General features: G+C 55.8%; 28 protein-coding genes. 14 read left to right on the top strand and 14 right to left on the bottom strand.

Translation table 11 applies throughout. The features are described from left to right. Positions 1–218: 218 nt before the first annotated feature. Together F8R23_RS18760 and F8R23_RS18755 are read left to right on the top strand one after the other, a co-directional pair. A complete protein-coding gene (locus tag F8R23_RS18760; protein ID WP_129937457.1) occupies positions 219–1,574 on the top strand; it encodes a 2-hydroxycarboxylate transporter family protein in 1,356 nt (451 codons plus the stop codon). A 134-nt stretch (positions 1,575–1,708) separates the two neighbouring features. Continuing rightward, positions 1,709–2,653 (top strand): MBL fold metallo-hydrolase, encoded by a 945-nt coding sequence (locus F8R23_RS18755; RefSeq protein WP_129938907.1) that lies wholly within the window; start codon positions 1,709–1,711, stop codon positions 2,651–2,653. Between the two features lie 28 nt (positions 2,654–2,681). Here the strand turns inward: F8R23_RS18755 and F8R23_RS18750 are convergent, their stop codons facing one another. Beyond that, complete coding sequence (locus F8R23_RS18750) at positions 2,682–3,575, bottom strand: LysR family transcriptional regulator (protein WP_151415893.1); 894 nt, start codon at positions 3,573–3,575, stop codon at positions 2,682–2,684. Between the two features lie 123 nt (positions 3,576–3,698). On the opposite strand from F8R23_RS18750, the gene F8R23_RS18745 reads away from it, so the two are divergent. The 4 genes from F8R23_RS18745 to F8R23_RS18730 all read left to right on the top strand — a co-directional run bounded on the left by F8R23_RS18745 (position 3,699) and on the right by F8R23_RS18730 (position 5,380). Next, positions 3,699–4,439, top strand: a complete 741-nt coding sequence (locus F8R23_RS18745) for an SDR family oxidoreductase (protein ID WP_151415892.1) — start codon at positions 3,699–3,701, stop codon at positions 4,437–4,439. 72 nt (positions 4,440–4,511) lie between these two features. Next, positions 4,512–4,727 carry a DUF1289 domain-containing protein gene (locus F8R23_RS18740; RefSeq protein ID WP_112348544.1) on the top strand — a complete coding sequence of 72 codons (216 nt, stop codon included), beginning with the start codon at positions 4,512–4,514 and terminating at the stop codon, positions 4,725–4,727. 78 nt (positions 4,728–4,805) lie between these two features. Continuing rightward, entirely contained in the window at positions 4,806–5,093 is a 288-nt protein-coding gene (locus F8R23_RS18735; RefSeq protein ID WP_151415891.1) for a CopG family ribbon-helix-helix protein, read from the top strand. Further along, the gene (locus F8R23_RS18730) at positions 5,093–5,380 is read left to right on the top strand and encodes a type II toxin-antitoxin system RelE/ParE family toxin (protein WP_129937452.1); all 288 of its coding nucleotides are present in this window, start codon (positions 5,093–5,095) and stop codon (positions 5,378–5,380) included. Before F8R23_RS18735 ends, F8R23_RS18730 begins: the two co-directional genes overlap by 1 nt. 51 nt (positions 5,381–5,431) lie before the next feature. On the opposite strand, the gene nrdF is transcribed toward F8R23_RS18730, so the two are convergent. The 5 genes from nrdF to F8R23_RS18705 all read right to left on the bottom strand — a co-directional run bounded on the left by nrdF (position 5,432) and on the right by F8R23_RS18705 (position 9,900). After that, the gene (gene nrdF, locus F8R23_RS18725) at positions 5,432–6,403 is read right to left on the bottom strand and encodes a class 1b ribonucleoside-diphosphate reductase subunit beta (protein ID WP_129937451.1); all 972 of its coding nucleotides are present in this window, start codon (positions 6,401–6,403) and stop codon (positions 5,432–5,434) included. 8 nt (positions 6,404–6,411) lie between these two features. Further along, entirely contained in the window at positions 6,412–8,556 is a 2,145-nt protein-coding gene (gene nrdE, locus F8R23_RS18720) for a class 1b ribonucleoside-diphosphate reductase subunit alpha (RefSeq protein WP_112348548.1), read from the bottom strand. After that, on the bottom strand, positions 8,538–8,942 hold the full coding sequence (gene nrdI, locus F8R23_RS18715; protein WP_099062737.1) for a class Ib ribonucleoside-diphosphate reductase assembly flavoprotein NrdI: 405 nt from the start codon (positions 8,940–8,942) through the stop codon (positions 8,538–8,540). The genes nrdE and nrdI overlap by 19 nt, the downstream gene beginning before the upstream one ends. Positions 8,943–8,950: 8 nt before the next feature. Beyond that, positions 8,951–9,187: a glutaredoxin-like protein NrdH gene (gene nrdH / locus F8R23_RS18710; protein WP_112348549.1), complete on the bottom strand. Its 237-nt coding sequence runs from the start codon at positions 9,185–9,187 to the stop codon at positions 8,951–8,953. A gap of 281 nt (positions 9,188–9,468) precedes the next feature. Next, positions 9,469–9,900 (bottom strand): carboxymuconolactone decarboxylase family protein, encoded by a 432-nt coding sequence (locus F8R23_RS18705; protein WP_129937450.1) that lies wholly within the window; start codon positions 9,898–9,900, stop codon positions 9,469–9,471. A gap of 96 nt (positions 9,901–9,996) precedes the next feature. Here F8R23_RS18705 and pdxR point away from each other — a divergent pair, with 96 nt between their 5' ends. Continuing rightward, positions 9,997–11,430, top strand: a complete 1,434-nt coding sequence (pdxR, locus tag F8R23_RS18700) for a MocR-like pyridoxine biosynthesis transcription factor PdxR (RefSeq protein ID WP_198642579.1) — start codon at positions 9,997–9,999, stop codon at positions 11,428–11,430. Positions 11,431–11,493: 63 nt separating this feature from the next. On the opposite strand, the gene F8R23_RS18695 is transcribed toward pdxR, so the two are convergent. Next, positions 11,494–11,802: an ElaB/YgaM/YqjD family protein gene (locus F8R23_RS18695; protein ID WP_099062733.1), complete on the bottom strand. Its 309-nt coding sequence runs from the start codon at positions 11,800–11,802 to the stop codon at positions 11,494–11,496. A gap of 218 nt (positions 11,803–12,020) precedes the next feature. On the opposite strand from F8R23_RS18695, the gene asr reads away from it, so the two are divergent. After that, positions 12,021–12,452, top strand: a complete 432-nt coding sequence (asr, locus tag F8R23_RS18690) for an acid resistance repetitive basic protein Asr (protein WP_129937448.1) — start codon at positions 12,021–12,023, stop codon at positions 12,450–12,452. A 183-nt stretch (positions 12,453–12,635) separates the two neighbouring features. Here asr and F8R23_RS18685 read toward each other — a convergent pair whose 3' ends face one another. Continuing rightward, on the bottom strand, positions 12,636–13,016 hold the full coding sequence (locus F8R23_RS18685) for a DUF4440 domain-containing protein (RefSeq protein WP_129938910.1): 381 nt from the start codon (positions 13,014–13,016) through the stop codon (positions 12,636–12,638). Beyond that, complete coding sequence (locus tag F8R23_RS18680) at positions 13,013–14,395, bottom strand: MFS transporter (RefSeq protein WP_129938911.1); 1,383 nt, start codon at positions 14,393–14,395, stop codon at positions 13,013–13,015. The genes F8R23_RS18685 and F8R23_RS18680 overlap by 4 nt, the downstream gene beginning before the upstream one ends. Positions 14,396–14,501: 106 nt before the next feature. Here F8R23_RS18680 and F8R23_RS18675 point away from each other — a divergent pair, with 106 nt between their 5' ends. Next, complete coding sequence (locus F8R23_RS18675) at positions 14,502–15,398, top strand: LysR family transcriptional regulator (RefSeq protein ID WP_129937445.1); 897 nt, start codon at positions 14,502–14,504, stop codon at positions 15,396–15,398. Here the strand turns inward: F8R23_RS18675 and F8R23_RS18670 are convergent. Then, complete coding sequence (locus F8R23_RS18670) at positions 15,358–16,398, bottom strand: alpha/beta hydrolase family protein (protein ID WP_129937444.1); 1,041 nt, start codon at positions 16,396–16,398, stop codon at positions 15,358–15,360. The genes F8R23_RS18675 and F8R23_RS18670 overlap by 41 nt on opposite strands. Positions 16,399–16,526: 128 nt before the next feature. On the opposite strand from F8R23_RS18670, the gene F8R23_RS18665 reads away from it, so the two are divergent. From F8R23_RS18665 to F8R23_RS18655, 3 genes are all read left to right on the top strand, one after another. Then, on the top strand, positions 16,527–17,540 hold the full coding sequence (locus tag F8R23_RS18665) for a helix-turn-helix domain-containing protein (protein ID WP_129937443.1): 1,014 nt from the start codon (positions 16,527–16,529) through the stop codon (positions 17,538–17,540). A 94-nt stretch (positions 17,541–17,634) separates the two neighbouring features. After that, the gene (locus tag F8R23_RS18660; protein ID WP_112348558.1) at positions 17,635–18,825 is read left to right on the top strand and encodes an MFS transporter; all 1,191 of its coding nucleotides are present in this window, start codon (positions 17,635–17,637) and stop codon (positions 18,823–18,825) included. Between the two features lie 102 nt (positions 18,826–18,927). Further along, positions 18,928–19,266, top strand: coding sequence for a DUF2002 family protein (locus tag F8R23_RS18655; protein ID WP_012146416.1), 339 nt, complete (start codon positions 18,928–18,930; stop codon positions 19,264–19,266). Between the two features lie 29 nt (positions 19,267–19,295). Here F8R23_RS18655 and F8R23_RS18650 read toward each other — a convergent pair whose 3' ends face one another. Both F8R23_RS18650 and F8R23_RS18645 read right to left on the bottom strand, forming a co-directional pair. Further along, the gene (locus tag F8R23_RS18650) at positions 19,296–19,742 is read right to left on the bottom strand and encodes a DUF1198 family protein (RefSeq protein ID WP_085118398.1); all 447 of its coding nucleotides are present in this window, start codon (positions 19,740–19,742) and stop codon (positions 19,296–19,298) included. Positions 19,743–19,808: 66 nt separating this feature from the next. Next, positions 19,809–20,147: an MbeD/MobD family mobilization/exclusion family protein gene (locus F8R23_RS18645; RefSeq protein ID WP_099062725.1), complete on the bottom strand. Its 339-nt coding sequence runs from the start codon at positions 20,145–20,147 to the stop codon at positions 19,809–19,811. A gap of 172 nt (positions 20,148–20,319) precedes the next feature. On the opposite strand from F8R23_RS18645, the gene smrA reads away from it, so the two are divergent. Further along, the gene (gene smrA / locus F8R23_RS18640) at positions 20,320–20,892 is read left to right on the top strand and encodes a DNA endonuclease SmrA (protein ID WP_129938912.1); all 573 of its coding nucleotides are present in this window, start codon (positions 20,320–20,322) and stop codon (positions 20,890–20,892) included. Between the two features lie 47 nt (positions 20,893–20,939). Here the strand turns inward: smrA and F8R23_RS18635 are convergent, their stop codons facing one another. After that, the gene (locus tag F8R23_RS18635) at positions 20,940–21,353 is read right to left on the bottom strand and encodes a DoxX family protein (protein WP_085118394.1); all 414 of its coding nucleotides are present in this window, start codon (positions 21,351–21,353) and stop codon (positions 20,940–20,942) included. Between the two features lie 231 nt (positions 21,354–21,584). Here F8R23_RS18635 and F8R23_RS18630 point away from each other — a divergent pair, with 231 nt between their 5' ends. Beyond that, the gene (locus F8R23_RS18630) at positions 21,585–21,863 is read left to right on the top strand and encodes a GNAT family N-acetyltransferase (RefSeq protein ID WP_012146411.1); all 279 of its coding nucleotides are present in this window, start codon (positions 21,585–21,587) and stop codon (positions 21,861–21,863) included. An 80-nt stretch (positions 21,864–21,943) separates the two neighbouring features. Here the strand turns inward: F8R23_RS18630 and F8R23_RS18625 are convergent, their stop codons facing one another. Further along, a complete protein-coding gene (locus F8R23_RS18625; protein ID WP_151415890.1) occupies positions 21,944–22,678 on the bottom strand; it encodes a class I SAM-dependent methyltransferase in 735 nt (244 codons plus the stop codon). Positions 22,679–22,812 lie beyond the last annotated feature (134 nt).

Below are 22,812 nucleotides of genomic sequence, written 5' to 3'. Positions count from 1 at the left end.
ATGGGTCGCGGTATTAAACGACTGCAATAAAACTGATAAGTTTTAAAGTTAAAATAACATTAACACCATTAAAACCTCGCTGTATTTTACATAACCCTAATTAACACCATAGAAACCATAACCACCATTAAAAACCCTTTTTAATTTTGAACAAAATCACAGCAGGTAATCCGTGCGTTTCTCTATGATGGCCGAACAAACTAATAAGAGGCCAGATTATGAGCACAACAGATGATTCTTACCTCGTTGCCAAAGACAAAACGGCTGAAATACCGTTGCGTGAAAAATGGTGGCACATACTGGACAATTACAAAGTAGGGATTATTCCGTTGCCGTTCTTCGTTCTGGCCGGCGTACTTATTTTACTGGATTGCCTGGAAGGGAAATTACCCAGCGATATCGTGGTGATGGTTGCTACATTGGCCTTCTTCGGTTTTGCCTGCGGCGAGTTTGGCAAACGCCTGCCGCTGATCGGCAAAATGGGGGCCGCAGCCATTTGCGCCACCTTTATTCCTTCCGCGCTGGTGCATTACGGCCTGCTGCCGGATGTGGTGGTGGAGTCGACCACCAAGTTCTACAAGTCGACAAATATTCTGTATCTCTATATCTGCTGCATTATCGTCGGCAGCATTATGAGCATGAACCGTCAGGTGTTGATCCAGGGCTTCCTGCGTATCTTTGCACCGATGCTGTGCGGCGAGATTGCCGGCATGCTGGTGGGCATGGCGGTCGGCATGGCGCTGGGGCTGGAGCCGTTCCAAATCTTCTTCTTCCTGATCTTGCCGATCATGGCCGGGGGCGTCGGTGAGGGCGCGATACCGCTGTCGATGGGCTACGCGGCAATCCTGCATATGGAGCAGGGGGTGGCGTTAGGGCGTATTTTGCCGATCGTGATGCTCGGCAGTTTGACCGCCATTGTGCTTGCCGGTTTGCTCAACCAACTCGGTAAACGCTACCCGCACCTGACCGGTGAAGGTAGCCTGATGCCGAGCAAGCAGGGCGACAGCGAAATGAGCGCGGTGGATAAAATCAGCGGCAAGGTGGATGTCAACACCATTGCCTGTGGCGCGCTGTTGGCCATCTTGCTGTACATGGTGGGAATGCTGCTGCACCGCATGATTGGCCTGCCTGCCCCGGTTGGTATGCTGTTCGCGGCGGTAGCGGTGAAGCTGGCACACGGTGTTTCACCACGAATTCAGGAAGGTTCGCAGGTGGTGTATAAGTTCTTCCGCACGGCGGTGACCTACCCAATCCTGTTTGCCGTTGGCGTAGCCATCACCCCATGGCAGGAACTGGTTAACGCCTTCACTCTCCAAAACCTGGTGGTGATTGTCAGCACCGTTACCACCCTGGTGGCGACCGGTTTCTTCGTCGGCAAAAAAATTGGCATGCACCCGATCGACGTGGCGATTGTCTCCTGCTGCCAGAGCGGGCAGGGCGGCACCGGTGATGTGGCCATCCTGACTGCCGGTAACCGCATGTCGCTGATGCCGTTTGCCCAGATTGCCACCCGTATCGGCGGTGCGATCAATGTCTCACTCTCTTTGTTAGTCCTGGCCAAATTCTTCGTATAACAAAAAAACCTCAGTTTTCTTTGCCTTTCCCCGCCCCCGCGGGGATTTTTTTTGCCTGTGTCATCGCTCTTGCGGGCAGGCTCTGGGTTTTGCGTCAATACTTAGCGCTGCCAAATTTACAATAAGGAGTCGTTATGTTCTGGAAACGTTACCTGCTGGGGACGGCGCTGGCCGTCATGTCGCTGCAAACTCTGGCCGCTGCGCCACAGGTGAAAACCCCTGCGCCGGGTTTTTATCGCATCATGCTGGGCAGCTATGAGGTCACCGCCTTGTCCGATGGCGTGCTCCGTTTGCCGGTGGAAAAACTGCTGCTTAACAGCTCGCCAAAGCAGATCGAAACCGCCTTGGCCGAGCGCCATCAGAAACAACCGGTGGTCACCTCGGTCAATGCCTATCTGATCAACACCGGCAGTAAGCTGATCCTGATTGATACCGGTGCCGGCAAGTTGCTGGGGAACGGGGTGGGCAAGCTGGTTGCCAACCTGAAGGCCGCCGGCTACCAGCCGCAGCAGGTGGACGAAATTTATCTGACCCACCTGCACCCGGACCATCTCGGCGGCCTGTCGCAAAACGGCAAGGCGGTATTCCCGAATGCGGTGGTGCGCGCCAGTCAGCAGGATGCCGATTTTTGGCTGAGCGAGAGCCGATTGAAGCAGGCGAAAAGCGAAGACAGAGCCTCGTTTGAAAGGGCAATGGCGGCGATCAAACCCTATCAGGCTGCCGGGCACTTTAAATCTTTCTCCAGTGACGGTGAGTTGTCGCGAGGGATCAGCGCGTTCGCGGCTCACGGCCATACGCCGGGGCACAGCATTTATCTGGTCGAGAGCGAAGGTAAAAAGCTGCTGGTGATTGGCGATCTGATCCATGTGGCGGCAGTGCAGCTTCCCGATCCGCGCGTTGCCATAAGTTTCGACAGCGATGCAAAAGCGGCGGTGGCTCAGCGCCTGCGAGTCTTTGGTGATAGCGCCCGGCAGAGTGTACTGGTGGGCGCTGCGCATCTGTCATTCCCGGGATTGGGCTATCTGAATCAGCAGGGTGAAGGATACGACTGGGTACCTCTGGACTACGGTGCACTATAAACCGCTGGCCGCCCTGACGGGCGGCTTGTTAACCGTTGCGTGCGGTAAAAGCCTTGCTGAACCAGTCGATAAATACCCGCACCCGAGGTGAAAGTTGTCGGCTGCGCGGATACAGCAGCGAGACCGGCATCGGTGTGGAAGGGTATTGCGGCAACAGCGGCAGCAGGCTGCCATTGGCCAAATCGTCGCGCAGGTGATAGCGCGGCACCTGAATAATCCCCAGTCCCATGCGCGCCGCGGCCACCAGGCTTTCCGCCGCGCTGACCGACACCGTGCAGGGCAGCATCACCTGCTGCGGCTGACCTGCGACGTTAAATTCCAAAGGCATAATGGTGCCGCTGGCTGAGGAGCGAAAACCCACCATGCGGTGCCCTGCAAGCTCACCGATGTTAAGTGGTGTCCCGAAGCGTTGCAGGTAGTCGGGGGCTGCGCAGGTCACTTCCTCCAGCTCGCCTAACCGACGCGCTACCATATCGCTGTCTTTCAGCTTACCGACTCGCACCACGCAGTCGATACCTTCGCGCACCGGGTCCACCAGCCGATCGCCTTCGCTCATGAACAATTCAATATCCGGATAGTGCGCCAGAAAGTCGGGCAACCCCGGTAGCAGGAAGTGACGCGCCAGCGTGCCGTGCACATCGATACGCAACAGCCCGCGCGGCCTGGCACCGGCAAATGCCATCTCGGCATCTTCGATATCCGCCAAAATAGTCAGGCAGCGCTGATAATAGGCCTCGCCATCCAGCGTCGGGCTGACGTGGCGGGTGGTGCGCTGCAGCAGCCGTACCTGCAACCGGGCCTCCAGCTGTTTGATGGCATCGGTCACCGTCGAGCGCGGCAGGCCCAGATCCTGTGCGGCCTGGGTAAAACTACGCTGTTCTACCACGCGGGTGAACAGACGCATGGCATCAATTCTGTCCATGGGATTGTTCGCTTGATTCGAATAGTGATAACGAATATTAGGGGATTATTCGCCATTGAGAAAGGTACATGATGATCCCACGCCAGCAAGCCTGCCGGCGCATCGTCGACGAGGAGAGATCAGATGAACACCACTAGACAACAAGTTGCCATCGTAACCGGCGCATCACGCGGCATCGGTGCCGCCATCGCCGAACGCCTGGCTGCCGACGGTTTTACTGTGATCGTCAACTATTCTGGTAACCAGGCATTGGCCGATCAACTGGTGCGCAAAATTGAGCAGAATGGTGGCCGGGCGCTGAGCGCCAAAGCGGACGTCAGCGATGCTGCTGCGGTGGCTCAACTGTTTGACCGTGCCGAACAGGCTTTCGGCGGCGTGGATATTTTGGTGAACAACGCCGGGGTGATTGCATTGGCCCCGGTGGCAGAAATGAGCGATGCCGATGTGGATCGGTTGATCGGCATCAATCTGAAGGGCACCTTCAATACCCTACGTGAAGCGGCAAAACGCCTGTGTGACAATGGCCGTATCATCAACTTTTCTTCCAGTGTGGTCGGGCTGTTGCAGCCGAGCTACGGCATGTACGCCGCCAGCAAGGCCGCCGTCGAGGCGCTGACCAGCGTGCTGGCGAAAGAGCTGCGCGGTCGTAATATCACCGTGAATGCCATCGCACCCGGGCCCACCGCTACCGGGTTGTTCCTGGACGGTAAAACGCCTGAGCTAATCGAGCGACTGGCGAAAATGGCACCGTTGGAGCGTTTGGGCCAGCCGCAGGATATCGCCGCAGCAGTGTCATTCCTGGCCGGTACCGACGGCACCTGGATTAATGGCCAAACCCTGCGTGCCAACGGTGGCATCATCTGATGCTGGCGGGCGGTTTTTTCGCGGCAGGATCGGGTATCCTGTGGCGAGAAATCCACCTCGAGGAAGCATTTAATGGTAGGGCGCAGCAGAAGAAGGAAAACGGGCAGTCAGATTGACGATAGCGTCCGTTCACCCTGCAATAATGTTTGCCAGATCGACGCCGAAAAATCCTGGTGCCGTGGCTGTTGGCGCACGTTGGATGAAATTGCTGCCTGGTCGAGCGCCGATGACCAGGAAAAACGGGCCATCTGGCAACGCATCCGGCAGCGTTCTGTGGCGATTAAATGAACAATGTTGTTGAGTAATCAATATTGATGTAGCACAATTGAGCTACATTCGCTTTGTCTGCACCGAGGTTTGTTGACTATGCCGACCACCACCATCCGTATACCAGAAGAACTTAAAGCCCGAGTCGCGGCCATAGCAGAGCAAGCAGGCGTGACTTCACACAACTTTATTTTGCAGGCGATTGCTGAGAAAACTCAGCAGGAAGAATTACGTCGTGATTTCGAAGAGGAAGCGGAAAAACGTTATGCCAACATTGTTGCTACGGGGGAAACCATTTCCTGGAGTGATATGCGTGGCTATCTGGAAAATTATGTGGCGGGGGATACTGCTGCAACCAAACCTTCTGTTAAAAAGCTGGGGGGCTGATGACAAAGATCGAGTTAGCGCCAGAGGTCAAGGATGATATTGAGCGTATTCTCGTCCATTTGGCACATTATGAGGTTACAGATTCAGGGCGTCGAATTGAGGAAATTATCCAGGCCATTGCAGTACTGGAACATAATCCGCTAATTGGTCGGCCGCTTGGATCAGGAAAGCGTGAGTTGATCATTGGTCAGCAAGCCCGTGGGTATTTGGCCCTTTACAAATACATTCCTGATATTGATACGGCATTTATTCTGGCGATCCGAAGTCAGAAAGAGCTTGGTTATTAATGTTGCGATACCGTCCTCATTAGGATTAGGACGATATCGCGATAATTACCCTCAGAAATCCCAGTCGTCATCCTCGGTATTGACTGCTTTACCTATTACGTAAGACGAGCCGGAGCCGGAGAAGAAGTCGTGGTTTTCGTCGGCGTTCGGCGACAGCGCCGACAAAATCGCCGGGTTGACCTCAGCCATCGACGGTGGGAACAACGCTTCGTAACCCAGGTTCATCAGCGCCTTGTTGGCGTTATAGTGCAGGAAGGTTTTCACGTCCTCACTCCAGCCAACGCCGTCGTACAGCTCTTCGGTGTATCGCACCTCGTTATCATACAGATCCTGCAGCAGATCGAAGGCGAAGTTTTTCACCTGTTGCCGACGGGCGGCGTCGACCTTTTCTAATCCTTTCTGGAATTTATAGCCAATGTAATAGCCGTGTACCGCCTCGTCGCGGATGATCAGACGGATCAGATCGGCGGTGTTGGTCAGTTTGGCGCGGCTCGACCAGTACATCGGCAGGTAAAAGCCCGAATAGAACAGGAACGACTCGAGGAACACGCTGGCGACTTTCTTCATCAGCGGATCGTCACTGCGGTAGTGGGCCAGAATGATATGGGCCTTTTTCTGTAATGCGCGGTTTTCCTCGCTCCAGCGGTAGGCGTCGTCGACGTCGGGTGTCTGGCACAGCGTGGAGAAAATTGAACTGTAAGAGCGGGCGTGCACCGCTTCCATAAAGCCGATATTGGAGTATACCGCCTCTTCATGCGGCGTAATGGCGTCGGCGATCAACGCCGGGGCACCGACGGTATTTTGAATGGTGTCCAGCAGCGTCAGGCCGGTGAACACCCGGATGGTCAGTTGCTGTTCTTTCTGTGTCAGCGTGGCCCACGATGGAATATCGTTCGACAAGGGTACCTTTTCCGGTAGCCAGAAGTTGGAGGTCAGGCGGTTCCACACCTCCATATCCTTGTCGTCTTCGATGATGTTCCAGTTGATTGCGCGCACCAGCTGCGCCGGTTTAATACTATTCATAAGTTGCCTCACAGCGCGCAGGACACGCAGCCCTGCACCTCGGTGCCTTCCAGCGCCATCTGGCGCAGACGGATGTAATAAATGGTTTTGATGCCTTTACGCCAGGCGTAAATCTGCGCACGGTTGATATCGCGCGTGCTGGCGGTATCGCGGAAGAACAGCGTCAACGACAGCCCCTGATCGACGTGCTGACTGGCGGCGGCGTAGGTATCAATGATCTTTTCTGGCCCGATGTCATAGGCATCCTGGTAGTACTCCAGGTTGTCGTTGGTCATATAGGGCGCCGGATAATACACGCGACCAATCTTGCCCTCTTTGCGGATCTCGATGCGTGACACAATCGGATGGATGCTGGAGGTCGAGTTATTGATGTAGGAGATGGAGCCGGTCGGCGGCACCGCCTGCAGATTCTGGTTGTACAGCCCATGCATCATTACCGACTGGCGCAGCGCCAGCCACTCTTCGCGTCCCGGAATGGCGATATTGGCGTCTGCGAACAGAGCGCGCACTCGCTCGGTCTGTGGCAGCCATTCCCTTTCGGTGTATTTGCTGAAGTACGAGCCGGACGCGTAGGTGGAGTCCTCAAAGCCGGCGAATGCGCTGCCGCGCTCGATAGCCAGCTGGTTAGAGGCGCGAATGGCGTGGTAAGCGACGGTATAGAAATAGAAATTGGTGAAGTCGATGCCTTCCTCAGAGCCATAGAAGATGCGTTCGCGCGCCAGGTAGCCATGCAGGTTCATCTGGCCCAGGCCGATAGCGTGCGAGCTGCGGTTGCCTTCGGCGATTGAGGGTACCGAGCGGATGTCGCTCATGTCCGCCACCGCAGTCAGCGCGCGGATCGCGGTGTCGACCGCTTTGCCGAAGTCCGGTGCATCCATGGTTTTGGCGATGTTTAGCGAGCCGAGGTTGCAGGAAATATCCTTGCCGACCTGGTCATAGCTCAGGTCATCGTGATAAGTGCTGGCGCGGTTAACCTGTAAAATCTCCGAACACAGGTTGCTCATATTGATACGTCCGGCGATCGGGTTCTCGCGGTTGACCGTATCTTCAAACATCATGTACGGGTAGCCGGATTCAAACTGGATCTCCGCCAGCACCTGGAAGAACTCGCGGGCATTGATGCGCGATTTGCGGATACGTTTGTCATCCACCATTTCGCGGTACTTCTCGCTGACGCTGATTTCCGAAAAGGGTACGCCATACACCTGCTCGACGTCATACGGCGAGAACAGGTACATCTCTTCGTTATTTTTCGCCAGCTCGAAGGTGATATCCGGGATCACCACCCCCAGCGACAGGGTTTTGATGCGGATCTTCTCGTCGGCGTTTTCGCGTTTGGTGTCGAGGAAACGTAAAATATCCGGGTGGTGGGCATTGAGGTATACCGCACCGGCGCCCTGACGCGCACCCAGTTGGTTGGCGTAAGAGAAGGCATCTTCGAGCATTTTCATGATCGGAATGACGCCGGAGGATTGGTTCTCAATACGTTTGATTGGCGCGCCGACTTCGCGAATGTTGGTCAGCAAAAATGCCACACCACCGCCACGTTTTGACAGTTGCAGCGCGGAGTTCACCGCCCGGCCGATCGACTCCATATTGTCTTCAATGCGCAGCAGGAAGCAGGACACCAGTTCGCCGCGCTGCTGTTTGCCGCAGTTGAGGAAGGTGGGCGTCGCCGGCTGGAAGCGGCCGGAAATCATTTCTTCTACCAGAGCTTGCGCTAGTGCGGTATCGCCAGCGGCCAGCGTCATGGCGACCATGCATACCCTGTCCTCGTAGCGTTCCAGATAGCGTTTGCCGTCAAAGGTTTTCAGCGTGTAGCTGGTGTAGTACTTAAAGGCGCCGAGAAACGTCTCGAAGCGGAATTTTTTCGCGTAGGCCTGCTGGAACAACTGCTTGATAAAGGCGAAGTCGTACTGCGCCAGCACGCTCTGCTCGTAATAACCTTCTTCCACCAGATAGCGCAGCTTCTCTTCCAGGTTGTGGAAGAACACGGTGTTCTGATTGACGTGCTGCAGGAAGTATTGTCGTGCCGCCAGTCGATCCTTATCAAACTGGATACGGCCTTCGGCATCATAAAGATTGAGCATCGCGTTGAGCGAATGGTAATCCAGCGCGCTGGTAGCGGGCCTGGTCAGTTCTGTCGTTGCCAAAATGCGGTTACTCCCTGTCGAACGTTTGCAACGTCTTGTGTGGTGCCGAGCAGCTCAAAACGGTAAAGAAAAGGCACCTGGCATTTTTTGGCGATGATATCGCCGGCAATGCCGTACGCTGCGCCGAAATTGGTATTCCCGGCGGCGATAACGCCGCGCAGGAAAGCGCGATTCTGCGGATCGTTGAGAAAGCGGATCACCTGGATCGGCACGGCTCCCACGGCGCTGCCGCCACCATAGCTGGGCACGATCAAAATATAGGGACTTTCCATCAGCAGTTTGCTGCGGGCTCCGGCGATCGGTATGCGCATCGCCGGTAAGCCCAGCTTTTCAACGAACCTGTGGGTGTTCTCCGAACTGCTGGAGAAGTAGACCAGCGGGTTCATGGCCAACCTCAGGGCGCGACGGCGTGAGCCAGCGCGCCAATTTTGTCTGGCCGGAAGCCGGACCAGTGATCGTCTCCGGCGATAATCACCGGAACCTGTTGATAGCCGAGGGATTTAACATGGCTCAGCGCCTGTTGATCCTGGGTGAGGTCAATCACCTGATAACCAATCCCTTGTTTATCGAAGGCGCGATAGGTGGCGTTGCACTGGACACAGTCCGGTTTGCTGTAAATAATAATGCTCATGATTCGCATTCACCTTATGGGCTGAAGGAAAGGCGGACAGGTCAGATAACGGAGCATTGAACGGCGTTTCTGACGGCGTTATCGACCGCTACATGTTCCCTGCGGTTGATGGATTAAATACTATATGTTGATATTTAATTTATCAACCACGCTATATATGGTGTTTTTGTGAGGTTTGCTCGCAGGCCGCAGCGGCGCTGGAAAAATGCTGGAGAATTTTTTTTGCGGGGAAGTTAGTGACGAAAAACCCCTCTCGCAGCGAGAGGGGAAGTGCGGTTTAATCATTGACGCATGCTGATGGCCAGGCGATTAAAGGCGTTCATGATGCTAATGGCAAAGGTCAAATCGGCAATTTCCGCATCGCTAAAGTGCGCCTGCAGTGTTTCAAATGCGCTGTCCGGTGCGCCGGTAGCGGCGATCAGGGTGACTGACTCTGCCCATTCCAGTGCCACACGCTCGCGCTCACTGAACGCATGGCTGACGCGCCAGCCTGCAAGCTGATCCAGCTTGGCGCTGCTGACGCCACTTTCGCGCAGGGCTTTGCCGTGCATATCAAGGCAGTAGGCGCAGCCGTTGATCTGCGAAACACGCATAAACATCAGTTCAATTGTCTCTTTATCCAGCGCACCTTTCTCCAGCGCCATCAAGGCGTTCACCATATTTTTGTACGGAGCCGGTGAAAGTTCGGAATAGTTCAAACGTTGCTTAATCATGGTCAACCTCGGTTAGCGAATAGCAGAATCATGGTGCTACTTTAGCGGTGATATGGACTATGCTATAGGGCCATAAAGTGATTATTTAACCGGGCCATAATGCGTCAGTTTCTTACCTCCTTGCGGCTGGACAGCCGGCTTGCCGATCCCTTGTACCGGCAGATTTATTTGCGGATCAAAGACGCCATAGCGCAGGGAACCCTGCCGGCGGGCAGCCGCTTGCCTTCGGTTCGTGGATTGGCGAGCGATTTGGGCGTGGCACGCGCCACGGTAGAAAGTGCCTACGCGCAGCTGGTTGCCGAAGGTTTTCTGCAAAGCCGGGGGCAGGCGGGGACCTATGTTTCGCCGCAGTTGCAGAACCTGCCGGTGCGTGCGGCGCTGGCAGTGGAACCTTTGCCGACGGTAACGGCAAATCCGCTGCATCCGAACGGGGCGACGCCGCCGTTTCAACTGGGGCTACCCGCGCTGGATGCATTTCCGCGTGCGCAATGGCAGCGAATTGTCGGTCGCCAGTTACGCACTGCCCCGTTGGCCTCTATGGCACATCCGTCAACTCAGGGCTTGCCCGAACTGCGTGCGGCAATCACCAATTATTTGCAGCTTTCGCGCGGCATCAGTTGCCGCCCGGAACAGGTGTTTATCTGCGCCGGTTATCAGGCACTGCTGGATCTGGTGATTGGCACTTTGCTTCAGCCGGGGGAAGCGGTATGGCTGGAGGACCCGGGCTATCCGGTCACGCTGCCGCTGTTTCGCGCCGCCGGTATGCGGCCAGTGGCGGTGCCGGTCGATGAGCAGGGCATGAACATTGCCGCCGGTTTGGCCAGCGCCCCCCTGGCACGTATGGCGGTGCTGACGCCGACCCATCAGAGTCCGCTGGGGGTCACACTCAGTCTGGCAAGGCGTATGGCGCTGCTGGAGTGGGCGCAGCAGCAGCAGGCGTGGATCCTTGAAGACGACTATGACAGCGAGGTTCGTTATCACGGTCGGCCGCTGCCGCCGTTGAAAAGTCTCGATCGTCAGGGGCGGGTACTGTACGCCGGTACCTTCAGCAAAACGCTGTTCCCGGCCTTGCGCATGGCTTATCTGGTGGTGCCTGCCGGGCAGGTAGAGGCCTTTGGCCACAGCAGTCGGCTGCGTGGCTGCGGTTGTCCGCCGTTGCTGCAGGCCAGCGTGGCGGATTTTATTCATCAGGGGCATTTTTATCGCCACTTGAAGCGGATGCGGCCCATTTACCGCCAACGGCGCGCATGGTTGGCGCAGGCACTGGAACAGCAGTTGGGGGAGCATTTGACGGTCGCGTCACAGGCCGGTGGCATTCAGTTATTGGCCCGGCTGAAGGGGGAAAGGCAGGATCGGCTTTTGGCTGAACTGGCCTGGCAGTGCGGCTTGTCGATACAGGCGCTATCCGACTGGTGCATTGCGGATCCGGCGGGTTCGGGCCTGTTAATGGGCTTTGCCAACTTTACCCAGCAGGCGGAGACGGAGCGAGCGGTGGCCCGGTTGGCTGGATTAATCAAAGGCACAAATTAAACGGCCCGCGGTTTCCCGCGGGCCAGACGCACATCTGTTTTATCTTTATGACTGCAAGGGGTGTTAACGCCGGGCCAGCAGCACGCCGAGGACGATGCCAACTGCGGCCCCGATCCCTACGCCCTGCCAAGGTTTGTCGCGCACATAGCTGTCGGCTTGTTCGACGGCATCGCGAGCGTGCTGTGTCAGACTGCTGGAACCATTAAAGCGTGCCCGGGCATCGCGTAATACGCCTTTTGCCTTGCTGTGCAGCTCTTTGAGTTCCTCTTTGGTCTTGTCACCGGATTCGCGTAGCACCTCATCCAGCGTATCCGCCAGCAGGGTGACGTCTTGATCGATGTCGCGTTCTACTTTTTCTGATCTCTTAAACATTCGATTCTCCGTTTCGACACATGTCTTTTAAGTGTAGACCATTTATTAAAACGTGTTGGCGATCACGGAAAAAACGCCATGTTCGTCGGCCATACGGCCACTGTACATTTGGTTACTCGGCGAAACCAATCACTCACGGAAGCGGCTCAGCGATTCCTCTAATATCTGCTTCAACGGCCCAGCGGGGCTTACTGAAAAAACACTCTGAGGAATTAAAGATGAAAAAAGTATTAGCCCTGATCGTTGCTGCTACCATGGGTCTGTCTTCTGTTGCTTTCGCTGCTGATGCTGTAGCTCCGGCGGCGGCTGCTCCGGCTGCAACCACTACTGCTGCACCAGCCGCTGCTGCTGAGAAGGCACCTGCTAAAGCCACTCATCATAAGAAGACGCACCACAAGGCAACCAAGAAAGCGCCAGCACAGAAAGCTCAGGCCGCTAAAAAGCACCACAAAGCGACCAAGAAAGCCCCAGCCCAGAAAGCTCAGGCTGCTAAAACTCACCACAAAGTGAGCAAAAAAGCCCCAGCCCAGAAAGCTCAGGCTGCTAAAACTCACCACAAAGTAAGCAAAAAAGCGCCAGTGCAGAAAGCTCAGGCCGCTAAAAAACACCACAAAGCTACCAAAAAAGCAGTAGCTCCAGCCGCTAAATAAGTGAAGTCTGCGGGTACCTCCGCATCCAGACGCTATGTAAACACCCGGTTTTGCCGGGTGTTTACTTTTTAGGGCTAGCCCATGATGATCAATCGCTATCTGTTCGAAGTGATTTTCAGCGCCGTTACCCTGTGTGGGCTGATTGTCGCCTGGGAGCTGTTTCTGGCAGACGGTTTTCTCTGATTACTGTGCCAGCGTGGTTTCATGCAGGTGCCGCCAGACCAACCCGGATTGACCCTGCTCAAACACCACTGTGGAGTTGCGTAGCGTTGCCGCCTGCCCAGGCAACATTTGCTTTTCACGATAGCTAACCACCGCCCCCGTTGGCCACTCGGCCACTAACGTCATCTCTTCTATAGTAATTTCCAGCCCCGGTTTAGCAGCGCGATGTGCATGGAAAAAGGCGCTCAGTGCGGTGAAATCCAGTCGGTTGCCGTTCAGCGCGATCATGCTGAAGGCCGGATCAAAACGCGCCAGCAGCGCTGTTTCCTCCCCCATTCCTTTTTCCAGCCAGTTTTCAATGGCGACGTGAGCGTCGATCACTTCGGTAAAATATCGGTTCATGGAGCTTCCTGTTGAGTGTTGAGACGGTGCACGATGGCACGGTTAGCGATACGCAGGCACAGCAACAGCGGCACTAGCGTGCTGGCGGCGGCCAGGTAAAAACAGATTTTGTAGGCGGCAGCAGGCGAAAAATGCTCAAGCAGCAGATTTAACAGCAGGCTGAGCAGGGCGACACCCAGGCAAAAGCTGAGCTGACGATTGATATTCCACAGTGCACTGGCGTCCGCCAATTGTTCATCGGCAATCTGCAGGAAAGCGCTGCTCTGTGCTGTGCTGCTGCACAGGCTGCCGCCAAAGCCCATCAGGGCGAAGGCCGTCAACTGCAATCCGTAGTCCCCGGCGTGAGCAATCTGCGACAGCGTCAGAATCCCCAGTCCCTGCAGCAGACAACCGACGATAAACAGCGGCCGCGGGCCAAGGCGATTGAATTTCTTGCCGGTCAGGGTGATGGCCAGAAACGAGGCCAGCGACCAGGGCAGCATCAGGCTGCCGACCTGTGCGGCGCGCATGCCCAATTGGTTTTGCAAATACAGCATGGCCACCAGACTGACGCCGATAAACAGGCCGGGAATACACTGGTAAATCATCATAGAGGTGCGCAGCAGCGGATCTTGCATCAGCCGCAGGTTCAGCAGCGGTTGGGCGATGCACAGGCTGCGCCGCAGGTAATAAGCCAGCGTCAGCGCCCCGGCGGCCAACAGCAAAGCGCCCTGCAGCAGGCCATCGGCATCACCCAGCCGGGTCAGACCCAGCAGGATCAGCGTCAGAGCGGTGCAGGCGCTGAACAATCCGTTAACGTCGAGTGGCTTGCGTTGTAGCTCGGCTGCCTGAGGGCGCAACCACAGCGCGGCCAGCAACAGTGCCAGCGCTGCCAGTGGCAGGTTGGCGAAGAACACCCAGCGCCAGTCAAGACTGTCAACAATCAGTCCGCCCAGCGCCGGTGACAGCGCGGGTGCCAGCAGGCCAACCAGCATAATGGCGGCGGAAAGCCCGGCGCGTTCGTGGCTGCGATACAGTTGATAGGTTAGCGTTTGACCGATCGGGATCAGCAAACCGCCCCCCATACCTTGTAGCACTCGCCAACCAATCAACTCGCCAATTGAGCCGGCATAGCCCGCCGCGGTTGTTGCCAGCATAAACAGCGTCAGCGACAGCAAGAATACCCGCCGTCCACCGATGCGCTGTGCCAGCCAGGCGCTGAGCGGGATCACCAGCGTCAGGCCGAGAATATAACCGTTGCTGACCCAGGCCAGTTCACCGACCGAAGCCTGCAACGCATGACCGATCGACGGGTAAGCGACGTTGGCGATAAACATGTTGATCAGATCGACAAAAAATCCGAGCAGATAGACGATTGCGACTTTGATGCGATAGGGCATGGGGCCTCCGGTTGAAGGCCTGCAGTGTAGCGGGCGGGAAACTGCGGATAAATCGGCTGCGAACGATTACACTGTCAAAATAATTTTGACAGTAAGGCGTGGCACTATGCTTAACCTGCAGCGTTTGGCGATCTTTGTGGCGGTGGTGGATGCCGGCAGCTTTACCGCTGCGGCGGTGGCGTTGGGGCAAACCAAGGCGGCGGTCAGTTTCAATGTCAAACAGCTGGAAAGCGAGTTGGGGGTGTCGTTGCTGGTGCGAAGTACCCGGCGGCTGGCACTGACCGATGCCGGTGAACGCTTCTATCAACGCTGCCTGCGGTTGCTGCAGGATGCGGAAAACGTGCTGGATGACGTGCGCCGCGATCACCACGGTCTGAGTGGCGTATTGCGAATCACCACTACGCCGGAATACGGCGCGCAGGTGGTGGTGCCGGCACTGGCGGCATTTTCCCGGTTGCATCCGCGCTTGCGTATTCAGCACGTTTCTTCTTCTTATCATGCCGATTTAATTTCGGAACGCTTCGATGTGGCGATCCGGCTGGGGCAACTGGCGGACTCTAGCCACCATGCGGCGCGGCTCGACAGTTTTGCCATCCTGCCGGTCGCCTCGCCGGAGTATCTGGTCCGTCATCCGGTTGGCTCGCTGGCGCAACTGGCGCAGGCGCAGTGGATCGCCCACAGCCGTCTCAGTTCACCGTTGAGCTGGCAGGTGATTACCCCGGAACGGCAGGCGGTGCTATTCAAGGTTGAAGACGCCGCCACGCTAATGGGCGACAGTGCCTCCGCGCTGCTGGCGTTTGCCCTGCACGGTGCCGGGGTGGCATTACTGCCCGAATGGCTGGTGCGGCCCGCCATTGCCGAAGGCAAACTGTGCCCGCTGCTGGCAGACCATCAATTTCCGGCCCAAAGCATTTATGCGCTGTACCCCAATACCCGCCATGTGCCGGAGAAGGTGCGGGCGTTTATTGATTTCCTGCGGGCGCGGATAGCCACGGGTGAATAAACGCCATGATGGCCGTTAATGTCTTCTGGTGTACCCATTCACGCTGTGTATTGGAGGAAGCGCATAACACCTCTGCATCTTTCTCCTCTGCAGCCAGAATTTGGCGTCCATTCGGCTGACAAAGCGGAATAAAATCAAAATGGTTACCGTTCGACAGCCGTAGTGCATCAATCGGTTGCTGTCCTGCGTCTTTGGCCAGTGTGGCACCGCCAAGACCGGGTATTTGGCTGTCAGGTTCGAAACCTTGAGGTTCGATAACCAATAAAGGGGCGTTGAGTTGACGCAGGCTGCCAGGCAACAGATAAGGCACCATGCCGGGATCGAGGGCGACGGCAAAGCGGATGCGCGGGTCAGTATAATCAGCATCAAATTGCCGGGCGGAGAGCACTTCTAAATCAACTTTGGCCCGGGTATAAAACTGGCAGTTGGGTGACTGCGGAGCTTGTTTGCAGCCGCTGATGAAATCGGCCAGCCGGACTCGCCCACCGATAGCGGCAATGGCACTGTAACCGCCCTTGGAGTGGCCGATAACGCCAATGACCTGGCGATTGACGACTTGACTCCACTGAGGATCGGCGGTGATGGCGCTGATCAAACCGGAAACATCCTCGGTCTGTAACCACAGTTTGGCGGAGAGCGCCGGAACCGAGTTGCCGGTGGTGCTACCCGGGTGATTGGCTGCCACGACAATCATTCCCTGCTGGACTAACGCCGCCGCCAGCCAGGCCTGACTGCTGTTATTGCCGCCGCTGCCGTGGCTGATCACGATCAGCGGAAAGTGTCCGTTCGCCACCGGCGCATCTGGCCGGCTGCTGATGCCAGTAAAGACCTTATTCGCACCGGTGAGCCGTTGCCCATCCATCTCGGCGGTGGGGTAATAAATTCGGCTGTTCAACGAACGCGAACCGGCCTGAAAGACTTGATCGCGGGTGGCAACCTGATAGGGGGTGGCACTGGCAATGCCGCACAGCAGTATCCACAACAACAACGCTCTGTTCATTTTTACTCCTCAAATGTTGACCTCGAGAGGGTGGCATGAGGGGCGTTATCCGGCGACCTCGATCGCGATCCGGGTCGTTAAAGGTTTGTTTTAACAGTACACTGCCATTTCTGTGTGAACACAACAAGATGCCGACGATGCCGCTTATCCCCCTCACTTTTTTATTTGGCCTGCTGTGCCTGGGGCTGCTGTATCGCCTGGGACGACCAAGGCCGCAGCGCTGGGTCTTCCAGTTATTGCTGTTGCTGTGCGCCTGGCAAAGCCTGCTGGTGGGGATCCGCTATGGCTATGGCGTGGCGCAGTTTAATGGACTGCAACCCTTCGGTGCGGTGGCGATCCCTACGTTGACCTATCTGGCCTTTCTGGTCAGCACCCAGGGCAGGCTGCGGCGACGCGAACTCGGGCACCTGATGTCACTATGCCTGACGCTGCTGGCGAGCTTGTTCGCGCCTTTTTGGCTGGATGTGCTGATCGCTGGCGCTTATCTGGGCTACGGCGCGGCGCTGCTGTACGCGCTACGGCGCGGTGAGAACGCTTTGCAGCAGGTGGCGCTGGCGGAAAGCTGGCTCAGCTATCGGCTGTGGCAGGGGCTGGGCATCTTGCTGATGGCCGTGGCGGCGGCCGAACTGGTGATTACGCTCGATTTTTCACTGTTCGACGGGCGTCACGCCGGCAGGTTGGCGACCCTGGTTAATCTGCTGGTGGCGGTAAGTCTGTGTCTGGTGTTGTCCCGCAGCCGTCCCTCAGACAGCCCGGTAGAGCCGTTGCCGGAGCCGACGCAGGAGGTTGCCGAAGACGAGGAGCAACTGGCTGAGTGGTTTGACCGGGTGCAGCAGCGGCTGCGGCAGGACGACCTCTATCTGGAGCCTGAACTGAATCTGGCCCGCCTGGCGCGCAAGGTCGGTTTGCCGACGCGGCGGGTTTCACAGGCGATCAACCGTCATACGGGCATGAATGTGTCGCAATATGTGAATCAACTGCGCATCCGCCAGGCGGCCCAGTGGCTGCTGGACGGTGAGGATCCTGTGACAGATATCATGCAAAAGGCCGGATTCACCACTAAATCCAACTTTAACCGTGAGTTTCTGCGCATTCAGGGCATTAGCCCGAGCGAATGGCGCAGGCAGCAAAAGTTGAGTTAAATAATAATTGGTTATAACTCGCAGATTTATGATCGACCCCCGACCGGGTATGCTGAGTGCTGTTGCCTACCCGGTTTAATGCGAGCCACCTTCGATGACCGCCGTCAGTTCTAAAGAAAACAACTTTCAGCTTAACCAACGGATTCTGTCCGTGGTGATGTTTACCTTTGTCTGTTACCTGACCATAGGTTTGCCGTTGGCGGTATTACCGGGGTTTGTGCATAACGAATTGGGGTACAACTCGGTACTGGCCGGTTTGATTATCAGCGCCCAGTATTTCGCTACCTTGTTTAGCCGCCCGCATGCCGGACGCTATGCCGATCAGCTCGGGCCGAAAAAGGTGGTGCTGTTCGGCCTGGCCTGCTGCGGGGTGAGTGGTCTGTTTTACGCCATGGCTTTTTGGTTTGTCGGTATGCCGCTGCTGAGCTTGATTTTGCTGTGTATTGGCCGGGTATTTCTTGGCGTCGGTGAAAGCTTTGCCAGCACCGGTTCCACGCTGTGGGGCATTGGTCTGGTGGGGCCGCTGCATACCGCTCGGGTGATTTCGTGGAACGGGGTGGCGACTTACGGTGCTATGGCGGCCGGAGCACCGCTCGGCGTTTACCTTAACCAGCAATGGGGGCTGGCCGGGGTGGCGGCGCTGATCGTACTGGCCGTCGCGATTTCGCTGTGGCTGGCGAGTGCCAAGCCCAATGTTTCGATCACTGCCGGCAAACGCCTCGCCTTTAGCGCGGTATTCGGCCGCATCTGGACCTATGGCCTCGGACTGGCGATGGGCACCGTGGGCTTTGGCGTGATCGCCACATTTATCACTCTCTATTATGCTGATAAGGGCTGGAGCGGGGCGGCATTCTCACTGACGCTGTTCAGCGTTGCCTTTGTCGGTATCCGTTTAATCTTCAGCCAGACCATTAATCGTCACGGCGGCTTAAAGGTCACGCTGGTGTCGTTCCTGATCGAGATTGTTGGGCTGCTGCTGATATGGCAGGCCAGCGATCCGTTGATGGTGCAGGCGGGCGCGTTGTTGGCCGGTGCCGGTTTCTCGCTGGTATTCCCGGCGCTGGGCGTGGAGGCGGTGAAACAGGTGCCGCAGCAGAATCAGGGCACCGCGCTGGGCACTTACTCGGCGTTTCTCGATCTGGCGTTGGGGATCACCGGGCCGCTGGCCGGGCTGCTGATGAGCCACATGGGCGTGCCGTCGATCTATCTGGCGGCAGCGTTGATGGTGTTTTTGGGCGTGCTGTTGACGCTGCGGTTACTGGTGCAAAACCGGCAAAACCCATAATTAAGGATTATTCCTAAACCAACATCCATACCGAAAAATTTATTGTTTCATCTCATGATTACGGTAAGGTCGCTCAGCGGTCCAGAACGAGAGGAGAAATCGATGTATTTACGGCCGGATGAAGTGGCTAGAGTGTTGGAGAATACTGGCTTTGAGCGTGATTATGTCACCGACCAGTCTTATGGTTACCGCAAGGGTGAGCACTACGTATATGTGAATCGTGAAGCGCGGATGGGCAGAACCGCGTTGGTGATCCACCCGGCGCTGAAAGAGAAAAGCGTGCATTTTGCCACGCCGACCTCGCCGGTACGCATCAGCAATCAGTATCTTGAGTTTCCCCTGGATTTAAGCAGCGATGCCCCGAGTGCGCGTTACGGCATTCCACACGGCTTCAGCTCGCGTGATGCGCTTTCGCGCTATATCTACAGCATGTTCCAGTAATGCTTCCCCCGCCTGCGGGGGACACACTCTTACCAATTCGCAATTGCTTCCTGATTAAAACGCTCATTGTAAGCGCGGCGAAACTGCGCCAGTTCGAAAGCGTCAATATCCAGATCGGCAAAGTAAAACAGCGCGGCCTCGGTGTGTTCGGCATGCAGTTCCGGCGACAGCCCGGCGCGCAGCAGCGTTTCCCGCCACAGGGCGATCTGTTGGTCATCCGCCTGCTTGATAAAGGTCAGGTAGATAAACAGCAAATAGGCCGCCTGGTGCATCTCTTCGGTGTAGCCGTTGTTCAACACGCGAATAAAGGTCTGGCTGTTGCGACTGCCCATCTCCTGAATCATGGATTCAATCAGCATCGGTTTTACTTTCAGCAGGTGGGCCAGAGAGTCGATGGCTTTGCGGGTATCGGAAGTCAGAATGCGGTAGCCAATAATAAATACAACGATCAGGGCAGCGATGATGATCCAGGTCATTTATGATTTATTACACTCTCAGAACGCCAGTATTTGGCAGGAGGCGCTGCGTGACAGCGCCCGGTGTCAACGCTGTTCGCCGCTGAAGTTGTCGGCTGCCCGCTGTTGATTGTGCAGGTGGTGGTTGAAGGTGGCGGCATCTTTGGCCAACGCGTCCAGATGAGCGCCCAGCATTTTGATTTGCTTCACTAACGCGTGCTGTTCCGGCACTGAGCTGGCGGTGCTCAGTTTGCGCACCAACTGTTCATTTTGCATACGCAATGCGACTTCGCGCTGTTTAGCCTCTTCCAGCAACTGCTGCAGTGCCTGATAGCTGTGCTGCCATTCACGATGCTGCTTTTCGAAGCTGGCCTGCAACTCGCTCATGGCATTTTGAAACTGGGTTTCCAGCTCGCGCATTTTCATGGGATCGATCCTTTGCGGCACTCAATAATGGTTTAGCAGTATAACGAAAACTGCACAGAACCTCACCCGTTGACGACGATTGCGGAAAATTCCCGGCTTGCAACCGGGGTGAGGCGTCTTACAATCAGGGTCATTCCCGGCATTAAAGGCCCAGTCTAGGAGTGGCAGAGCGATGAGCAACCAGGAAAAAGACTTTTTTGAACAGGCGATGGCGGATGTGATCCCGTTATCCAGCGCCCCCGAGACCTTGTACCTCAAGCCGCAGGAGACAGTGGATAAAAGCGCACGCCGTGAGGCCGAGGCGCTGCGGCAGGAAAACTTTCTCAGCACCGGTTTTCTTGAGTTGATCCCTTGCGAAGTCCCGTTGGAATACAAAGGCGAGGGCATTCAGCAGGGCGTTCTGGACAAGTTAAGCCATGGGCGCTATCCGCCACAGGCCAGCCTGAACCTGCTGAAACAGTCGGTAGAGGCCTGTCGACAAGCGCTGTTCCGCTTTATTGTTCAGGCGGAAAAGCAAAACTTGCGCTCGCTGTTGATTGTCCACGGCCGTGGTCGCGAAGATGAAAGCCATGCCAACATCATCCGCAGTTATCTCGCCAAATGGCTGGTGCAGTTTGAACAGGTACAGGCCTTTTGCCGCGCGTTGCCGCGTGACGGCGGGGAAGGTGCTTGCTACGTCACGCTGCGTAAATCGGCGCAGGCCAAAGCCGACAATTTCGAGCGTCACGCCAAGCGCAGTCGTTAGGGTATTGCGGAGGAACAGCCGGCAGCGGTGCCGCCGGCTGAATAAAGCTATTTATTGAAGAATTTATAATCCAGCGAATAACGCCCAGCACCGGTGACCGCCAACAGCAGCAGCCCGCCGATAATGCTGATATTTTTAAAGAAGTTTATTTCGTTGCCCATCATTTCCATACCGGTCATTTTCCAGAATGGATGACCGATAAAGGCGGTGCCGAGAACATAAACGGCAAAAATAACCGCGATAGGCCGGGTAAATAACCCGAGAATAAGCGCGATGCCAAAAAAGAATTCAACCACCACGGCGATGATCGCCGCTAAATAGGGCATTGGCGTGCCGTACCCTTCCATCGCTGTCACGGTTGCGCCAAAACTGGTCAATTTCATCCAGCCAAAAATGATAAACAGGATCATCAACAATATTCGGGATAGCAGAATAACGCCGTCTTTTGAGCCTTCACCCATTTTGAACTCCTCAGCCACTGTCACAATTATGTTGTGTTACTGATTAAATAGTAGACTAATATCAGGTTTGTTCTAGACCCGTCATCTTTCAAGCTGCAGCGTTGTTACCTGCACTCGCTCACCCCAGTTACTTACTCAAGTAAGCGCCTGGGGATGAGCGAGCTGGGCGCCTAGCTGCAGCTTGAAAGCTATAGGGTATAAATTTATGTATTTTTAAAATGGGATAAATTTATGGATCTTGAGATTCTGGCAGACGAGAAACGTTTTTATATAAACGATCGGCAGGGAAAAATGATCGCCGAGATATCCTTTGTACCGAGCGGAGACAAATTAACCATTATCGATCACACCTGGGTGGATGAGGTATTGAAAGGTCAGGGCGTCGGTAAAAAGCTGGTGGCGCTGGTGGTGGCGAAAATGCGGGCGGAAAACCGTAAAATTATTCCGCTGTGCCCGTTCGCCAAACACGAGTTTGATACGACGCCGGAATATCAGGATATCCGTGCCTGAAGGCTGGGCCATAGGTGACTTTGGGGGAGGCAGCCTCCCCAATATTGGATGTGTTAAGTATTTACTGTGACGAATGCTAACTACGCGGGTTTATGGGCGGCCAGAATAAAGATCATCGGGCGTTCTTGTTCTTCATCGAGCGCCGGATTTTCTGCGATTTGCTGTGCCGAAGGACCCCATTCATTCAGATAGGTGACGACGAAGCCTTGCTTTACCAGCAAGTTCACGTAACTGCCGAGCATGCGGTGCTGCTTGATCACCCCTTCCGCCAGCCAGTTGGAAATGCGCTGGCCTTCCTGCTGATAACCATTGACCGGCCAGGATTTTTGCCCGTTTTCGTCCATCAGCCAGCCCTGCTGTTTTGGGGCGGTGTAAATCGGGTGTTCGGCGGTGAAAATAAACTGCCCGCCCGGCACCAGCGCCTGATAAACCGTGGCGAACAGCCGTGCCAGATCTTTGATGTAGTGCAGCGTTAGTGAGCTGTAAGCCAGATCAAAAGACAGCAATGGCAGTTGAAGCTGTTCCAGATCCTGTTGGCGGTATTCAATACCGCTATCCTCTGTCATCGTCCGTGCCTTATCGAGCATTTTCTCCGACAGATCTAAGCCAAAAACGCTGGCGGCGCCCTGTTCACGTGCGTTGCGGCAGAACCAGCCATAACCACAGCCAAGATCGACCACTTTTTTACCCTGCAAGTCCGGCAGGATGCTACGGATGCTTTGCCATTCTGGTGCGCCGTCCAGCCCGTGTACCGAGCGGCTGAGCTGGGCATAGCCGTCGAAAAAGGCCTGATTGTCATAAATATTTTGTGTCATAACGACTCCTGTTGGGGTAAACCGCTGCCGGATATTCGGGCAGTGCTACCATATTATCCGCACATCCAACTGATTCCTATAATAAAGGTAGTGATAACCCGTGTCGGCTGTCGCATAATCGTCGACCGGAAAAA

This window comes from Serratia proteamaculans, assembly GCF_008830365.1.
GTDB classification, from domain to species: Bacteria; Pseudomonadota; Gammaproteobacteria; order Enterobacterales; family Enterobacteriaceae; genus Serratia; species Serratia proteamaculans.
Note: the sequence above shows the minus strand (reverse complement) of the source record. Positions and strands in the feature narration are given on the sequence as shown.

Bases quoted from the DNA above. Each gene is read 5' to 3' on its own strand.
- F8R23_RS18705 (WP_129937450.1), bottom strand. From the start codon at position 9,900: ATGATTAAGCAACGTTTGAACTATTCCGAACTTTCACCGGCTCCGTAC.
- F8R23_RS18745 (WP_151415892.1), top strand. From the start codon at position 3,699: ATGAACACCACTAGACAACAAGTTGCCATCGTAACCGGCGCATCACGC.
- F8R23_RS18635 (WP_085118394.1), bottom strand. From the start codon at position 21,353: ATGGGTGAAGGCTCAAAAGACGGCGTTATTCTGCTATCCCGAATATTG.
- F8R23_RS18645 (WP_099062725.1), bottom strand. From the start codon at position 20,147: ATGAAAATGCGCGAGCTGGAAACCCAGTTTCAAAATGCCATGAGCGAG.
- F8R23_RS18760 (WP_129937457.1), top strand. From the start codon at position 219: ATGAGCACAACAGATGATTCTTACCTCGTTGCCAAAGACAAAACGGCT.
- F8R23_RS18675 (WP_129937445.1), top strand. From the start codon at position 14,502: ATGCTTAACCTGCAGCGTTTGGCGATCTTTGTGGCGGTGGTGGATGCC.
- asr (WP_129937448.1), top strand. From the start codon at position 12,021: ATGAAAAAAGTATTAGCCCTGATCGTTGCTGCTACCATGGGTCTGTCT.
- F8R23_RS18695 (WP_099062733.1), bottom strand. From the start codon at position 11,802: ATGTTTAAGAGATCAGAAAAAGTAGAACGCGACATCGATCAAGACGTC.
- F8R23_RS18670 (WP_129937444.1), bottom strand. From the start codon at position 16,398: ATGAACAGAGCGTTGTTGTTGTGGATACTGCTGTGCGGCATTGCCAGT.
- nrdF (WP_129937451.1), bottom strand. From the start codon at position 6,403: ATGAATAGTATTAAACCGGCGCAGCTGGTGCGCGCAATCAACTGGAAC.
- F8R23_RS18680 (WP_129938911.1), bottom strand. From the start codon at position 14,395: ATGCCCTATCGCATCAAAGTCGCAATCGTCTATCTGCTCGGATTTTTT.
- F8R23_RS18625 (WP_151415890.1), bottom strand. From the start codon at position 22,678: ATGACACAAAATATTTATGACAATCAGGCCTTTTTCGACGGCTATGCC.
- nrdI (WP_099062737.1), bottom strand. From the start codon at position 8,942: ATGAACCCGCTGGTCTACTTCTCCAGCAGTTCGGAGAACACCCACAGG.
- F8R23_RS18655 (WP_012146416.1), top strand. From the start codon at position 18,928: ATGTATTTACGGCCGGATGAAGTGGCTAGAGTGTTGGAGAATACTGGC.
- F8R23_RS18740 (WP_112348544.1), top strand. From the start codon at position 4,512: ATGGTAGGGCGCAGCAGAAGAAGGAAAACGGGCAGTCAGATTGACGAT.
- F8R23_RS18665 (WP_129937443.1), top strand. From the start codon at position 16,527: ATGCCGACGATGCCGCTTATCCCCCTCACTTTTTTATTTGGCCTGCTG.
- F8R23_RS18730 (WP_129937452.1), top strand. From the start codon at position 5,093: ATGACAAAGATCGAGTTAGCGCCAGAGGTCAAGGATGATATTGAGCGT.
- F8R23_RS18650 (WP_085118398.1), bottom strand. From the start codon at position 19,742: ATGACCTGGATCATCATCGCTGCCCTGATCGTTGTATTTATTATTGGC.
- F8R23_RS18660 (WP_112348558.1), top strand. From the start codon at position 17,635: ATGACCGCCGTCAGTTCTAAAGAAAACAACTTTCAGCTTAACCAACGG.
- F8R23_RS18630 (WP_012146411.1), top strand. From the start codon at position 21,585: ATGGATCTTGAGATTCTGGCAGACGAGAAACGTTTTTATATAAACGAT.
- F8R23_RS18755 (WP_129938907.1), top strand. From the start codon at position 1,709: ATGTTCTGGAAACGTTACCTGCTGGGGACGGCGCTGGCCGTCATGTCG.
- F8R23_RS18685 (WP_129938910.1), bottom strand. From the start codon at position 13,016: ATGAACCGATATTTTACCGAAGTGATCGACGCTCACGTCGCCATTGAA.
- smrA (WP_129938912.1), top strand. From the start codon at position 20,320: ATGAGCAACCAGGAAAAAGACTTTTTTGAACAGGCGATGGCGGATGTG.
- F8R23_RS18750 (WP_151415893.1), bottom strand. From the start codon at position 3,575: ATGGACAGAATTGATGCCATGCGTCTGTTCACCCGCGTGGTAGAACAG.
- F8R23_RS18735 (WP_151415891.1), top strand. From the start codon at position 4,806: ATGCCGACCACCACCATCCGTATACCAGAAGAACTTAAAGCCCGAGTC.
- nrdH (WP_112348549.1), bottom strand. From the start codon at position 9,187: ATGAGCATTATTATTTACAGCAAACCGGACTGTGTCCAGTGCAACGCC.